Genomic DNA, 16,134 nt, shown 5'->3' with positions numbered 1-16,134 from the left:
TAAATTTATAATGTCTGAATTGAATTATTTGACAAAGGAGACTTTAGCTCAGATGAGGGAGGAATTAACCAAGCTAAAGACTACTGGCCGTGCGGAAATTGCGCATGCAATAGCAGAGGCAAGGGAAAAAGGTGACTTAAAGGAAAACGCTGAATATGATGCTGCCAAAGAAGCGCAGGGACACCATGAAGCAAAAGTTGCTCAATTAGAACATGTTATTCTGAATGCACGTGTTATTGATATAAAAGATATTGATATTAGTAAGGTTTCTGTGCTGAGTACGGTTACAGTTACTAATATGGCCAGCAAGAAAACACTGGTTTACAAAATAGTTTCTGAAAGTGAAGCAGATCTGAAAGCCGGTAAAATATCGGTTACTTCTCCTATTGGTAAGGGCCTCTTAGGCAAGGCCATAGGTGAGATAGCTGAAGTAAGCGCGCCAAGTGGAACCTTTAAATTTAAAGTAGAGAATATTTCGGCATAATATGAGTTCAATATTTTCTAAGATCATCGCAGGAGAAATACCTTGTCATAAGATCGCTGAAGACGATAGCTTTATCGCTTTCCTCGATATCACTCCAATAAGGGAAGGACACGTATTGGTTGTCCCAAAGGTGGAAGTAGATAAAATATTTGATGTAAATGATGATTTGTTAGCAAAATGGTTGGTGTTTGCAAAACCAGTTGCTAAAGCAATTGAAAAAGCGTTTCCATGCAATCGGTGTGGAATAAGTGTAATTGGTTTGGAAGTGCCGCATGCCCATATGCACCTTGTACCTGTAGATAGCGCAGACGATTTGAATTTTACGAGGGAGAAGTTATCTGTAAGTCAGGACGATTTAAAGGAAACAAGAAAAAAAATATTAGCACATCTTTAGGATCGTGAATTAGTTAAAACTGCAACGGGTTATCTTTTTTAGGTAGCCCGTTTTTTTACACTAGGAAGTGCGGTTTATTCATGTGCTATCGAGCCATTAAATTTGGTTTATGCTACAACAGCTCTTTCTACACTCCATGCCTGTGCTTTCTCTGCAAATAGTGCTTTTGTCATTCCCCATGTTTCTTTAAAGAAGTCTGAAAAGCGATAGTGATTAAGATCTGCCTCAGTTTCCCAATTGCTGTAAGTAAAGAAAATATTGGGGTCGTTTGTGCCACGCCATAGTTCCAGATGTGTGCAACCACTAAACCCTCTGATAGTACTCTTCCTTTCCTCAAAAAGTTTCACAAAAGCTTCAGTATGCTCCGGTTTAAAGGTCATCTGTACAACGCGTAGTATCATGAAAAGCTGATTTTAATATTATTGTTTTTGCCACCCAGCTTCAGACCAAACAGGCTTGCAGCCTTTCCATGGTTCAGACATATCTCCAGGTAGCCATTACTATTGAATCGGCAGAGTTTATATCCTTCTCTTACGTCATTATAATTTTCGCGGATCTCATTGATCTCTTCTACCTGTGTAAATCTGATGGAGAATGATTTGCCTGGTCCAAGCTGTTCATATTGCTCTTTCGTAAAATTAACGGTCACATTTTCAAACTGATCTATGTGAATGACATCGTACATTATTTCGTTGCCTGTAGGGTTGGGTTTTGTTTTAGAAGATAATTCATAACCCATCAGATCCAATTTGGCAGGTGCTGCACTTTGCAATTGAGCTACTATTTCGCCTGCCCTATGTAACCAACTGTGAAACGAGTGCGACCTGTGTAACTCAAGGCACAACCACGATTGTGAAATATTATCCTTTAAAGACAATGGAAGTAGATCATTATCAGGTGATAGAAAATAATGCCCGTCATATTCTGAGAGAATGAGCCGTGGATTTTGTGCAGAGAAGATGTCAAACATTAGAAGATGACAAGTGCCCTTAGGGAAATTTTTGTAGGCAGAGCCGAATAAATATGCTGCTTGCAGCATATTAAAAGGTTGCACTTCGTGGTTGATGTCAATTATTGTGCTTAGTGAAATATGCTGCATAAGGATACCCTTAGCAATAGCCACGGAGGCATCTTGCAGTCCGAAGTCGGAAAATAAGGTAATGTATCCCATAATTGATGTGCAAAATTAACCCTAAATATTTGCTTCAACAGGGTAATATTGATACTTTTTAAACGTTATACCCGTGAGTTCATTATTTTTACATTCATGCGATTGAGATCAGGATCACTTATTGCCATTGTCATTACACTTGTCTTTATTATCAGCGGTTCATCATGCCGTAAGCAAGCGCGCTTACTCACTACTGGAGGGGTACTAACTTTTTCAGATGATACATTAAAGTTTGATACTGTGTTTACTGCTGCCGGAAGTTTCACTACCGGTTTACTCATATACAATACGCAAAACGAACCTATCAACATTAGTTCAGTGAGATTGAAGAATGGCAACAACTCTTACTTCCACATCAATGTAGATGGTTTTGTAGGTAATGCAGTCACCAATATCAGGATTGCAGCCCACGATAGTGTATATGTGTTTGCAACGGTTAAGATAGACCCCAATGATACGCTCACACCATTTATCGTTTCCGATGAATTGATCTCTACACTTAATGGCAAAGACTTCATTGTGCCGTTTACTGCATATGGTCAGAATGCACATTATATTGTTAGTGATAGTTTGTCGGGCACTACACCCATTAACTGGCTCACCGATAAGCCATATGTGGTCGAACATTCTTGCGTTGTTGGGCCAGGAGCTACGTTAAATATCCCTGCAAATTGCAGAGTTTATATGCACCAGGATGCACGCTTCTTTGTGTTCGGAACGCTCAATGTAAATTTGACAGGAACTGATAGTGTGGTTTTCCAGGGAGACAGATTAGATCGTTCTTATTTCGGCCGCAGGGGCTATCCGGGCGAGTGGGGCGGGTTCTACTTTGTAGGGGGTAGCACAGGCTCATTTAATAAGGCGGTGATCAAGAATTGTGGTGGCGGCTCATTCTACCGTAATTTTTATGCACAGCCGGCGGCTATGCAGGTCGATTCAGGCGCTCATGTTACCATCAATAATACAATCATAAAGAACTCAATTGGCTACGGTATCCTTAATTGGCAGGGAAACGTTACTGCTACAAATTGTTTTATAGGAACCACTGGTGCTGAAGCCTTGGTAGCACTGCAGGGTGGCTTCGACTCTATGACCAATTGTACCTTCGCTAATTATGGTGATGCATCTGTATCGTTAGAACATAGAACTAACCATACTGTTGTACTGCTCAATTATTTCCAGGTGAGTAACACACTTACCTACTATGGGTCGCTAGATGCTGTACTCCGCAATTGTATTGTCTATGGTTCTTTGGATAGTGAGATCATCTGTGACAGGGTGTCCACCTACCCTGCAAGTGTGAGGCTGGATCATAGTCTGTTGAAAATAGGTTCAAATATCGATGCGTCATTCATTCACCTGAATGCATGCATACTTAACCAGGATCCTTTATTTAAGAAGATAGACGAAAACGATTTCCATCTCAAAGCGTCTTCTCCTGCCATAGGAGCGGGTGTAAATATTTCATCGGTTGATAGAGATCTTGAGGGTAATCTCAGGTCGGGAATCAACGATATAGGATGTTATAAATACACGCCATAACCACACGAAGGCTTATTTCGGTTTTCATGAACAAAATTGAGCAACTAATAAGATTAATATTTCACAAACCGAAGTACCTTATTCCCGTTACTCCCACTTAGTGTAACATAATAGACCCCCGCTGCCAGAGATTTTACATTTACCTTGCTTACATTGGCCGTAATGTTTTGCAAAGAAAACTGCTGACCAACGGCATTGGTAATGACCACAGTGCTATATACTAGTTTATCTGCTTTTATGGTCAATTCACTAGTTGCGGGATTGGGGTAGATCTCAACTTCGGTAGATGCAGCCGTATCCGGCAAATTTAAGAGATCGCATCCTATGGTGGTTGTTACCGTATTAGTCATTACCACGCTGTTATGATCAAAATAGATGCCTGCACGATTATAAAGGTTAGTGCCATTGGTCAGACCTGGATACCTTTTAATGTCATATATCACAGCGCCACCGCAAAGATCGTGTTGTGAACTATCCATAAGGTTGATACCCGGAAAGTCAAACTTTATAATATTGTGTGTTCCATCGTTGATCAGCGAGACATCCATTTGTGCTGATGCCATTAATATATTCAAAGAATGAGGGTCAAGGTTGTCAGATAGTGTATCCATTACATATACGTTGTGTGCTGTATCATTACCAATATTCTCAAATTGTATAGTATATCTTAACGCAAGGCTATCCGGGTGCAGGCATTGCGTAGGTAATACTGATATCGCGTTAGGATCACAGCTACCTTTCACTGTGTCTATAATTACAACATGGTTATCAGTAGTATCATAGTCACCTATAAAGGGCATTGCAATGATATGATCGGTAATAATATTTCCTATAGGTGCTAGTGCTGAAGAAGGAGCCCATACATCAAAAAACATGTGTAAAGGTGCCGCCGCATCACCGGTAACGCCAGTAAAATGCCAGTTTAGCGATGATGGCAGACTGGATGAAACACCTGGAACGGCATTGAAATTCCAGCTATACAGGTTACTGTAGTTTAGCGTTACAGTTGCAGGTGTTAGTGTGCAAGTTGCATTGGTAAGATAAATATTACCTCTTTGCCTGTTGGGCCCTGCTCCCTGACTTATCGCATATACCGATAGGTCAAAAGATCCTGATCCACAAGTTAGCCCGAAATATTTTGTTGGGTATGCAGAAACTCCGGCTGATACCGTGTCATAAATAACACCCGACGACGGACAGGTTGCTAACCAGGTGCTGCTAACGATCCTGAAGGAATATACAGTGCCCGGGGCACCGGTAGTGGTGTAATAAAGACCGCTGGTAACAGAGACTGTATCAATTGTGATACCATTAGAGTCCACTCTTACCTGCGTGGGCAGATGGTTGTAATGTTCACTTGCATCTTTAAAGCAGTTTCCATTCTCATCCACAAATAGTTTTACAGGGAAAGTTCTGCAATAGTAATAGTGATACACAAATGATATTGAGTCTTGCAGTACGTTGTTATCATAAAGCAATTGTTTTATAGTGTAGTAGCCGGGAGCGCTATATGGGTGCAAAACATTTGAATAGGCTATCAGCCCACTTGAAGAAAGCGCCATAGAGTCGCTCTGGCCGTCACCATAATATGTTTTAATACGCTGTGTACCTGAGTAACCATTCGACCACACGTAAAACCGTGGACCGGCGCATGTTGTATCTAAAATGGTACTAACGCTATCGGCTGTGATATAATAATGAAATCTCACACGCACGCCCGAAGAAAAGGATGAACTTGCCGTAGGTACACATGTTACTTTACACCGGTAATAATAGGTGTTATAGATAGTCGCGGTGTATGGTACTGTAGTTGCACCTGGTATATCAGACCATGAAACACTATCTACCGACCGCTGCCATTGGTAACCCAGGCTATCTGCAAGTGTTGATCCTACAAGATCGAACGTTACAGAACATAGACCACAAAATGTGGAACTTGCTGTTGCTGATCCTGCTGTAGGTGTACCACTACAAGAACATGCCGCCGTATAAGTGATCATTATGCTTGCCGATGTCATACTGCTGCTGCCCGACAGGCAGAGGAATTTCATTCGGTAATAGGTAGTACTGGCCAGTCCCGTAAAAGAATAGGTTGCACTAGTAGCGCCGGCAATATCATTCCAAGTCACATTGTCGGGCGATGATTGCCACTGCACTGTAGCGGCAGATACTGAATACGTGGTGTCGGCAAGTATGATCGTTAATGTGGAACATGCATGAGATACATTAGACACTACGATACCCGGGTTTGCCAGTACGCACGGACAACTGGAAGTATAAGATATAAGTATACCGGCGGTTTCACTTGATGCTCCACCCAGCAAACAAGTGGTACGGCATCTGTAGTATGTATTTGCACTTAATCCTGAAAATGTATAAGTAGGACTTACCGCCCCGGCAATGTTCGTCCACGTTAAGCTATCCGGTGAAGATTGCCATTGGTGCGATGAAGCTATTGTGCTGCCGGTGTCTGCAAGAGCAACAGTAGTAGTAGAGCAAGCAGTGCTTGTTGTAGTTGTAATGGCACCCGCTATTGGTGTACCGGTACATGATCCTGTTACACCACCTATCGAACCACTGGCAAACGAATCTGCACATGCAGTTACAATAGCGATATAATTAGTTGGGGTAACTGGATGTACTGTTATAGGATTACCACTGCCAACGTATGCACCTGTAGCGCTATCGTACCATGACACTGAAAGTCCCGTGGCCGGGTAGACCGGCGCATAAGGAATGGGATTAACAGTGTATGACGCCCCCCCGATTGCAGGAGAAAAACGCTGTGCGTCATTACTTGCGGACCATATACTCGGATAATCTCTTCCCGGTACCGCTGTAGCCGCGGTACCCGTAGCATTTTGTATCCCCTCTATCGAATAACCGCCGTTCCATGCACATGTTGACGTTTTATGGCCAATGAGTATATCTATTTCATTTGTTGTTTCGTGCAGCAGTATGGTGCTGGTTATGTAGTTAGATGTGCATGCATAAAGCGTTACCCGGCAGAAGGTAACTGCAAAGGTCCTGTAAGGAGCTGCACCGTATGTCATATAATAGCATGATCCGCCAAGCGGTAAACAGTAATCACTCCATGGCGCGCAAATGGTATTGAGCGCACTGCTATTACCTAGCAACTGGCTGTTTATAGGCCAGGGGTCGTAAGCCCCTGCCAATGCATTGTTGAATGTAATATGCCCGTTAGCTCCCACCACACATTGAGTATAGTTATTGCCATAGTAATTAAAGGTAAATCCTAAGTTGGTCAATCCAGTGTACCCGTCATCTGCCGAAAGTACTGAAGCTGTTGTGGTAGCAACCGTAGGCACATGGGCAGTTAGTATTACCCCGGTGGCTGTGATGCTATCTGTGATAGTTACTTGGGCGGAACTACAAAGCGATAGAACTATAAGGAAACTTGATAGTGCAGTAAGTAAAAATATCCTTTTCATAAATGAATGGCATTATTGGTACAATGATAGTATATGTAATTGTGTAAATGTAATATGTTTTTTGATATTAAAACTCAATATTTATAATGAGTTTTAATATCAATTTTAGTTTTATTCTATTTTATCAATTGAAAGCTAATCTATAAGGAAGTGACTTTTTGGTACAATGCGAATATTTATCGCGTCTACAGCTGTCTTTTTGATATCAACTGGTACGATTTTTTTATCTGTTACTAACATTAATGCATCTGCGAGTTCCTGGAGTTTTGTTGATGACTGTTGCAGCCATTTTGGTCTGGCAATTATTGGCCAAACCAAAACCTGTCATAATATGCCCAATATCCCTGGATACAAAAAATTACCCACCCATGAGCCTCAAAAAATACAAAGCCAAACGATCATTCAAAGATACCCCGGAACCCACCGGTGGCAAAGTCGTTAAAGATGAACTTCGGTTTGTTATTCAAAAGCATGACGCTTCTCACTTGCATTATGATTTCAGGCTGGAGATGGAAGGCGTGCTCAAGAGTTGGGCTGTACCCAAAGGACCATCTACCGACCCTGAAGTGAAACGGCTTGCGATGATGGTAGAAGATCATCCCTATGATTATCGCACATTTGAAGGCATTATACCTGAAGGTAACTACGGGGCGGGAACAGTAATTGTTTGGGACGAGGGCACTTATACTGCCTTAGACAGTAAAGGAAAGGATAAGAAGACACAGGAGAAAGAGCTATTACACCAGCTACATAGTGGTAACCTCAAATTTGCATTAAAGGGTAAAAAGTTGAAGGGAGAATTTGCACTTGTTAGAACAAAAGGATATACCGATAATTCGTGGCTGTTGATAAAACATGACGATAAATACGCAGTAACAACAGACATAACATTAAAAGATAAGTCGGTAATTTCAAAGCACACCCTAAAACCGGTAGAGGCTCATCCTGAAAATATTTACGGACAAACAAAGAAGCCGGCTAAAAAGGCAGCATCTAAAGCGGCACCCGGGTCTGTGAAGAAAGCAGCGGCTGAAAAGCAAAAGGATGAAGCGGGTGAAGAGGTTGATGTCGCCATTGTTACATTACTAAAGCCTGCTAAAAAAGTGCCCTTCCCAAAAATGGAAAAGCCCATGCTGGCCATGCGTGCCGATAAACCTTTTGACAATAAAGACTGGATATACGAAATAAAATGGGATGGTTATCGTGCTGTTAGTTTCCTCAAAGGTGGTAAAGTGGATATCCGTTCACGCAATGATCAGCCCTTTGCAGAAAAGTTCAGTAGTATCACTGCTGCTTTGCAAAATTGGAAAGTAGACGCTGTTGTTGATGGAGAGATCATTGCATTGAAAGACGATGGTAATGCTGATTTCCAGGCGCTGCAGAATTTTGCCCGTAAAGGTAAGGCGACCACTTTAGCTTACTTCGTTTTTGACCTGCTCTGGTACAATGGAAAAGACATGCGCCACCTGCCGCTTAAGGACAGGAAGCAAGTATTGAAAAGTATCATGCCGGAAGATGACGGTGCGATTCGTTATAGCGACCATATCGAATCAAAAGGGATCGAGTTTTTCAATGCTGCTAAAAAGCAGGGTTTAGAAGGCATAATGGCTAAAGATGCTAACAGTGAATATGTTACTGGTAGCAGAACAGACAGCTGGTTGAAGATAAAAAACGACCAGGTATTAGAGGCCATCATCTGTGGTTTCACAAAGCCCCGCAATTCGCGGGCGCATTTTGGTGCGGTTATCCTGGGCAAGTATGTCAATAAGAAGCTTACCTATATCGGGCATAGTGGTTCAGGGTTCAATGACAAAGAGTTGAAGGAGTTGTCAGCGAAATTCAAACCACTTATTACAGATAAATGTCCGTTTAAAGAACTACCGCTTACAAACATGCCGGTCACCTGGATGAAGCCTGAACTTATATGTGATGTGCAATTTACGGAGTGGACTGGTGATAAGGTATTGCGACATCCTATCTTCAAGGGATTGAGGGAGGATAAGTCAGCAAAGAATGAGAAGGATGAAAAAATAGTCCACGTTCCTGCAAAGAAGGCAGGAAATGCAAAAGTGGTTGAGGCCAAAGCCTCAGTTGCTGTTAAAGATAGTAAGAACGTGGCTATCAAAAAGACAACCACTCGTAAGACTGATGCTATTGAAAAGCAGGTGCCGCTAAAAAAAGCAAAGGCGACGGCTAAAGCATTATTTAGCGCCGATGAAAAGGAGTCCACCATCATCGTTGAAAATCAGGAAATAAAATTCACTAATCTTACAAAACTATACTGGCCAAAGGAAAAGGTAACAAAGGGTGATATGCTCAGCTACTATCATCAGGTAGCGGCATATATCTTGCCTTATCTGTTAGGCAGGCCACAGTCGCTCAATCGTTTTCCTGAGGGAATAATGGGTTTCAGTTTCTACCAGAAAGATGTAGAAGGTAAAGTAGCTGACTGGTTAACTACGCATCCTTACTTCAGCGATTCAGGGGGCGTATACAAAAAATACCTCGTCTGCACCGGCGAAGCCAGCCTTTTATATACTGCCAACCTCGGCTGCATAGAAATGAACCCTTGGCATAGTCGCATTCAGTCTCCCGATAACCCCGATTGGTGCGTAATAGATCTCGATCCCGATAAGAACAGTTTTGATCAGGTGATAGAAGTTGCCCTTGTTGTTAAAGAGTTATTAGATTCGGTTAAGGTTCCTTCTTTCTGCAAAACTTCCGGTTCTACCGGGCTTCATATCTATATACCTCTTGGGGCAAAGTATAGTTATGATCAATCTAAATTACTTGCTGAGTTGATCGTGAACATTGTGCATAATGAACTGCCCGACTTCACCAGCATTGAGCGGACAGTAAGTAAACGCAAAGGAAAGATCTATCTCGATTTTCTGCAAAATCGCACCATACAAACAATTGCCGCCCCTTATTCATTGCGCCCTAAGCCGGGTGCCACAGTGTCCACTCCTCTCGATTGGTCTGAAGTAAAAAAAGGTTTAAAAATGGCTGACTTCAATATCAAAACTATTTTATCAAGATTAAAAGTAGAAGGCGATCTGTTTAAAGGTGTATTAGGGAAGGGCATTAATGTTGATGCTACTATAAAGCGTATTAATACACTTTTATAAAAATCGTGTGGACTGTCACAAATAAAAATGCCCGCCAATTACTTGGCGGGCAACGCTGTCGGACAGCTTTTATTTTATAAACTCATCGTTCCCTGCACGCCATCATCTTTAGTTTCGCCCGTTACCAATGAAGCTGCCATTTTTATGAATGATACTACCTTGCCATGTTCCGTATCCCAGTAATAGCCGCCATCGGTAGTCACCTTGATCACACTTATCGACGGGTCTTCTTTTCCCTCAGGAAACCACACTTTCGCAATTGGTGTCCACAGCTCATCTATTTTTGCCTGGTCATCAGTAGTAGTGGCTTTGCCTTGCACGCTCATAAATCCGCTGTGGCTCGATAGACTATAAAGCAATTGCACCTTGTCGTCTCTTTTAATATCGAAGTCTTTATCGCTTCCTTTTTTACTGAGGAACCATACATTGCCTTCATCATCTACCTGCTGGCTCGACATCGGCCTTGTATCAAATTTACCATCGGCAATATTGGTACAAAAGAAACAGGTAGCGTTACTATCTACAAACTCTTTTAGTTTTATGATCGCATCGGCGGTCGAGAGATTTTTCGTACTCATTTTTTTATCTGTTTTAATCACCATAGCTATAAACAATTCATGCCAATAGCCTATAACATCTTAGTGAACTAAAAAAGTAGATGAATTCAATTACAAATGCATCCAGTCAATTACAGTAAGTCCCCCCGTTGCAGGCCCGTTCAGTAATTTACCGTTACAATCATATCTGCCGCCATGGCAGGGGCAGTCCCAGCTTTTTTCTGCACTATTCCATCCCACTATGCATCCTGCATGAGGGCACACAGGGTCCAGTGCATGTATCTTGCCTTTTTCATCCTTATAAACTGCCAGCGGGTGATCTTCCCATTTTATCACCTTCGCTTCCCCTGTGGCCAGGTCGGCAAGTTGGGTAATATGTTCGTAATCCAGTCGCTTACCTAGGAACATGCTTACTACATCTATATTCTCTTTTACAAAATTGCTGATACCCGCAATTGGCTTTAATCTCGATGGTGACAGCAGTTTTTCATAGGCACTGTTTTTACTTACCAGTAAGTCGCATATCATTTTGGCCGCCAGTGTACCCAGCACCATTCCATTGCCACCGTACCCCGTTCCCAGGTAAATGTTGTCGTGCCCCGGCATCAAGCCTATATATGGAAGCCCGTCTACTGGCTCATAATATTGAGACGACCATTTAAAAGTTATTGAGTCTATGTCGAAAAGCTTTCTGAGATAGGCCTCTAACTCAGTAAACACATACGTCGTATTATCATTGTGTCCGGTTTTATGGTCAAACCCACCGCCTATTACAACTTTCTGTCCGTCAATTTCGTGTGTTCTGAAATAGTGATACGGCTCTTGCATGTCATAATGGAACATAGTTGGGTAGTTACCACTTTTCAGGGTAAAGGCCATCACATAGCTTCTGTAGGGAGCACACCTTAGGTTAAAGAGGTTGATTCCGGGCGGAATGTGCGTTGCATACATCAGTTTGTCGGCCTTTATATTTCCCAATGAGGTCTCGGCGGCAATTCCGTTATCACTATTGACCTTTGTCACCAGGCAATGTTGCAATATTACCCCGCCCGCCTCTTCAAAGGCTTTTGCAAGTCCGTTGAGGTATTTAAGAGGATGTAACTTAGCTTGTCCATCAAACTTATATGCTTTGACAAACGAAGCTGGTATCTCCAGTTCATATACCTGTTCAGAATGTACGCCGGCTTCGTCATCGCCGGCATGTATTTCATCAAGAGCTTTTACTTGTTCCTCTGTTTCTGCATAAACTATTGCCGATCTGTAAGAAAAATCGCAATCGATCGCATATTTATTAACAAGGTTCTCAATCTGGTTTATGGCTTCCTTTGTGCCGTTAGCCAGTAAGTTAGCGTCATCTGCGCTGAAGTCTTTTTTTACTTTAGCGTAAGGTGTATCCAACATCGTGTTCAGGTGTGCAGTAGTACCTCCCGTTGTGCCAAACCCTAATATTTCACCTTCGGCAAGTACACATTTTTTCCCGTTCGACTGCAGAAGTAGTGCTGCTGTGAGGCCGGTAATACCACCGCCAACTATCAGTACATCATATTGGGTGTCACTCTTCCATTCATTTGCTGTTACATACGGGGCTGTAGTTTCTTGCCAGATACTTTGTAGAGAACCATCTCTGTTCATGTTATGGTCATTTTAGTTTCAGTATTTACCTGCTTAACTATTATGCCAGCATTATTTATAAATCTGGGGGCATAGTATTTTAATAGATCAACTTTTAAAACTTATGTTATGAGACCATTATGGACAGGGGCTATAGGCTTCGGATTGGTAAACATTCCCGTAAAATTGTACAGTGCTATTCAATCCAGCAATCTCGATCTCGATATGTTGGATAAAAAAGATAACGCCCATATTAAATTCAAGCGGGTAAATGAAAATACCGGTAAAGAAGTAGCGTGGGGCAATATTGTTAAGGGATACATGGTAAAGGACAAATACGTTATACTGGATGATAAAGACTTTGAACAGGCTAATGCAAAGAAATCTCAACTCATAGAAATTGGCGAATTTGTGGATGAAGGGGAGATAGATACCCTTTTATTTGAAATGCCCTACTACCTCGGGCCGGCCAAAGGCGGTGAAAAGGCGTATGGATTGCTCAGGGCTGCCCTTGAAAAATCAGGTAAGGTAGGCGTGGCAACTTTTGTATTGCGTAATAAAGAACATCTGTGCATACTTAAAGCCGGCGTTGACATTATACAACTCGTGCGGCTTCGTTTTGGAGAAGAAATAAGAAGCACAGAAGAGCTCGCACCTAAAAGCGCTGTGCTAAAACCTGCCGAGCTAAAGATGGCTATTTCGCTTATCGATCAACTATCAGGAAAATTTGATGTGGGTAGGTATAAAGACACATACTCAGGCGAATTAATGAAAGTGATAAAGTCTAAAGCGAAGGGCGTAAAGCCTAAAGAACATGCTATCAAAATTGTGAACAGTAAGTCTAAAGATCTGATGGCGCAGTTGAAGGCTAGTTTAGAAATTAAAATGAAGAAGGCCTCTTAATATCATCAATAAAATAACATTCTCTCAATTGAGGACTCAACAGTATATCTGGCATGGTATTTACCTGAGTATACATTGAAACCTTTTAAAACTAATTAGGAATGAAAACACAAACAACTAAGAAGGCGCCCGCCAAGGTTGCCCCAAAGAAAGATGCTAATGTTGTTGCTAAACAGGCCCCAGCTAAACAGGCCCCGGCTAAACAAGCTGCAATGCCACAATCAGGCAAGAAGACGAATGATTCAATGTTGGAGGAGTTCTTTAAAGATGAGCTGAAAGATATTTATTGGAGCTGAGAAGCACCTGGTAAAGACATTGCCTAAAATGTCTAAGGCCGCAACTTCACCTGAGTTGAAGCGGGCGTTCCTCGATCACTTGGAAGAAACAAAAGTTCACGTTACCCGTTTAGAGCAGGCATTTGAACTGATGGGTGAAAAGCCACGTGCAAAGAAATGCGATGCCATGGAAGGCATAACAAAGGAAGGGGAGGGGATAATTGAAGAGACCGAAAAAGGAACCGCCACCCGCGATGTAGGCTTGATACTCGCTGCGCAAAAAGTAGAGCACTATGAGATATCAACTTACGGTGGTTTGGCGCAACTGGCAAGAACCCTTGGTCGCAATGAAGTAGCGGAAATACTGGCTACAACACTGGAAGAAGAAAAGAATGCAGATAGTCTCCTCACCGGCATCGCTGAGAATAACGTCAATTACGACGCAAGTGAGGAAGAAGAGGATGATTAGTCATTCTTGAAGTGGGAACTGGCAGGCGTATCTTACAGGTACGCCTGCTCTGTTGTATTAGATATGATGTGTTTTCTTCGAGAGGTGGTCACAATTTTTGCTTGTAGCACCTTTGTGTTAATATTCTACCCAACTTAGAAAAATCGATGTATAATATGTCGGTATTTAGTATATTAGTACTTCTAAATACTACACTATGCGATACCTATCAATGCTCGCGCTCCTTTTTGTTGTGTCTCATATTCATGCTCAGGAGCTTTTCTCACGCATTTGTAAGCAATATGATACTACCAACTATAGTAATGCTTATTTTGGCTACTGCGGCCCTGTTCAGCGATTGGCGGATGGGAGTTATTTAACTTCCAATATGCGAGGGCAACCGGGTTCAGAATCCATAAACTATTTCGGTTTACAGGTCATTAAAACCGATACCGCTTTTAGGCCTCAGTCTGCGATAAGCGGTGCCTCTTATTATACAGTTGGTCTTACAGATGGTACTATAGGTTCGGTGTCCAATGAAAATTTTGATACGGTTGTATCAGGGCTATCATTTATAAAACGTGGGCTGGACGGGAATGTACTCTCATCAAAAACCATTCATAGCGATGATTTTCATTTCTTTATTAACGCCATTGCTCCGGCACCTGCTGGAGTTAAGTTACTCACCGTACAAAATGGTTATTCCGATTCTGCCGGTTGGAATGCTACTGCTCCGCTAATTATAGATTTGGATAACAATGGCTACGTTTTAGGTGCAGATAGTATACATGTCAATGGCGTAGAACCGGAAGCGCTTTGGCCACATTGCATAGACGTCAATGACATGGGTAGCAGCATTATGGTCGTCTACCATGTATTTAGCGCTCAATGGTCTTATGTTAGCCGGTTAATGCCCGATAATTCCATCGCATGGACAAATGAATTACATAGTCCCCTCCCTGTAGAGCCTTACTCAGTCGTTCAGCTTCCCGATGGTTCTGTCATTTTAGGAACAACCATAGAAGCTTTCGCAGATAGTGCACGTAGTTATTTGCTTAAGTTCTCTCCTGCCGGTGTACTGGAGTGGCAGAAGGAAAGCAATACAGGCTCCGGTATTTCGGCTATGAAACTACTGCCGAACGGTAATGTTCTGTTAGTTAACGGCCTGAATGCAGGTAACTTCTGCGGTTGGATACCTAAGGGAGGGCGTATGATCACAGAGATAGATACCGCTGGCAATGTTCTATGGTCAACATCGTTCAAACGACCAATTACTGGTGCCCAATACGCGGCATTAAGTGCGCCTTACATCAAAAGTGCCAATGAATGGAACTTCATAGCCAATACGTGCTTGCCTTATATGGTCACACTATTCAATACAGATAGTAATGGACACGGCATGTGTGCGCAAGAGCACATTTCTATAGCGTTTCATGATACAAACCTCATTGCAGCTACCCCAGCTATTATGACACTCAGTCCAGTCACAATGCATACTGCATATACCTCTACAGTTGCTGCAGCCACACCGCAGGGTTATGATGATGGCTGTATCTACGATTATATTCCACCGCCACTCTCAGTAAATAGCTTCATAACGCCTGCATCGATAGAGGTATTTCCTAATCCTGGCATAGACCATATATATGTCAAGGCCCCTGACGGCAAAGTAATTGATGAAATAGCTATTCTCGATGTGTCGGGTAGGGTGTGGCTAGACAAAAATAGAACAGGTAATGATCCCATCGACGTATCACGGCTGCCGCAAGGGTATTATACACTTAGAGTTGCCACGTCTGATCACACTATATACTATAGCAAACTAGCTATTATCCGATAGCAGTTTTAATACAACGCCACTTTTCTGATTGCCTTTCTATCACTGCCACACTAGTCGAAGCGTCCCGCTTCATGCCAGCGTCCCGCTTGCGAAGCCATCCGAATGTCATGCTGAGCCGCAAGTTTACACTGAGTTTATCGAAATGAAGCATGATATTCGCACGGGGCGTATTCATTTTGTAGCGTAATCAGGCCTCCAAACACACCATTTACCCATCCAATCAGACGTAAAACAGTCTAAATTCCACGCCCTACGCATAATTTAAAACATATACCTCGCTTGAAATAGGCTAGAGTGGCTCATCTAAATCAAAAAGTAGATGTAAAATG

The 16,134-nt window shown here is 42.3% G+C and carries 13 protein-coding genes; 8 read left to right on the top strand and 5 right to left on the bottom strand.

All coding sequences use genetic code 11. The features are described from left to right. Positions 1 to 10 precede the first annotated feature (10 nt). Positions 11 to 484 carry a transcription elongation factor GreA gene (gene greA / locus CJD36_RS22055; protein ID WP_105041379.1) on the top strand — a complete coding sequence of 158 codons (474 nt, stop codon included), beginning with the start codon at positions 11 to 13 and terminating at the stop codon, positions 482 to 484. A gap of 1 nt (position 485) precedes the next feature. Then, positions 486 to 878, top strand: a complete 393-nt coding sequence (locus CJD36_RS22050; protein WP_105041378.1) for an HIT family protein — start codon at positions 486 to 488, stop codon at positions 876 to 878. Between the two features lie 107 nt (positions 879 to 985). Here the strand turns inward: CJD36_RS22050 and CJD36_RS22045 are convergent, their stop codons facing one another. Further along, a complete protein-coding gene (locus CJD36_RS22045) occupies positions 986 to 1,279 on the bottom strand; it encodes a putative quinol monooxygenase (protein WP_105041377.1) in 294 nt (97 codons plus the stop codon). Beyond that, entirely contained in the window at positions 1,276 to 2,049 is a 774-nt protein-coding gene (locus CJD36_RS22040) for an SAM hydrolase/SAM-dependent halogenase family protein (protein ID WP_105041376.1), read from the bottom strand. Before CJD36_RS22040 ends, CJD36_RS22045 begins: the two co-directional genes overlap by 4 nt. Before the next feature lie 96 nt (positions 2,050 to 2,145). Between CJD36_RS22040 and CJD36_RS22035 the strand changes: the two genes are divergently transcribed. Continuing rightward, positions 2,146 to 3,591 (top strand): hypothetical protein, encoded by a 1,446-nt coding sequence (locus CJD36_RS22035; RefSeq protein ID WP_133162758.1) that lies wholly within the window; start codon positions 2,146 to 2,148, stop codon positions 3,589 to 3,591. Positions 3,592 to 3,644: 53 nt separating this feature from the next. Here the strand turns inward: CJD36_RS22035 and CJD36_RS22030 are convergent, their stop codons facing one another. Further along, on the bottom strand, positions 3,645 to 7,043 hold the full coding sequence (locus CJD36_RS22030; protein ID WP_105041374.1) for a T9SS type A sorting domain-containing protein: 3,399 nt from the start codon (positions 7,041 to 7,043) through the stop codon (positions 3,645 to 3,647). A 368-nt stretch (positions 7,044 to 7,411) separates the two neighbouring features. On the opposite strand from CJD36_RS22030, the gene ligD reads away from it, so the two are divergent. Further along, positions 7,412 to 10,171 (top strand): DNA ligase D, encoded by a 2,760-nt coding sequence (gene ligD / locus CJD36_RS22025; RefSeq protein ID WP_105041421.1) that lies wholly within the window; start codon positions 7,412 to 7,414, stop codon positions 10,169 to 10,171. Positions 10,172 to 10,245: 74 nt separating this feature from the next. Here ligD and CJD36_RS22020 read toward each other — a convergent pair whose 3' ends face one another. Then, a complete protein-coding gene (locus CJD36_RS22020; protein ID WP_205685687.1) occupies positions 10,246 to 10,749 on the bottom strand; it encodes a pyridoxamine 5'-phosphate oxidase family protein in 504 nt (167 codons plus the stop codon). A gap of 90 nt (positions 10,750 to 10,839) precedes the next feature. Then, a complete protein-coding gene (locus CJD36_RS22015) occupies positions 10,840 to 12,360 on the bottom strand; it encodes an FAD-dependent oxidoreductase (protein WP_105041372.1) in 1,521 nt (506 codons plus the stop codon). Between the two features lie 108 nt (positions 12,361 to 12,468). Here CJD36_RS22015 and ku point away from each other — a divergent pair, with 108 nt between their 5' ends. The 4 genes from ku (at position 12,469) to CJD36_RS22000 (ending at position 15,805) form a co-directional block, all read left to right on the top strand. Continuing rightward, a complete protein-coding gene (gene ku / locus CJD36_RS22010) occupies positions 12,469 to 13,242 on the top strand; it encodes a non-homologous end joining protein Ku (RefSeq protein ID WP_105041371.1) in 774 nt (257 codons plus the stop codon). Positions 13,243 to 13,343: 101 nt separating this feature from the next. Then, the gene (locus CJD36_RS23770) at positions 13,344 to 13,538 is read left to right on the top strand and encodes a hypothetical protein (RefSeq protein ID WP_240609408.1); all 195 of its coding nucleotides are present in this window, start codon (positions 13,344 to 13,346) and stop codon (positions 13,536 to 13,538) included. Between the two features lie 28 nt (positions 13,539 to 13,566). Next, a complete protein-coding gene (locus tag CJD36_RS22005) occupies positions 13,567 to 13,986 on the top strand; it encodes a YciE/YciF ferroxidase family protein (protein ID WP_240609407.1) in 420 nt (139 codons plus the stop codon). 196 nt (positions 13,987 to 14,182) lie between these two features. Continuing rightward, on the top strand, positions 14,183 to 15,805 hold the full coding sequence (locus CJD36_RS22000) for a T9SS type A sorting domain-containing protein (protein ID WP_105041370.1): 1,623 nt from the start codon (positions 14,183 to 14,185) through the stop codon (positions 15,803 to 15,805). Positions 15,806 to 16,134: the final 329 nt, after the last annotated feature.

This window comes from Flavipsychrobacter stenotrophus (assembly GCF_002954265.1).
In the GTDB taxonomy this organism is placed as follows: domain Bacteria; phylum Bacteroidota; class Bacteroidia; order Chitinophagales; family Chitinophagaceae; genus Flavipsychrobacter; species Flavipsychrobacter stenotrophus.
The sequence above is the reverse complement of the archived record's forward strand: the minus strand, read 5'-3'. Positions and strand labels throughout refer to the sequence as shown.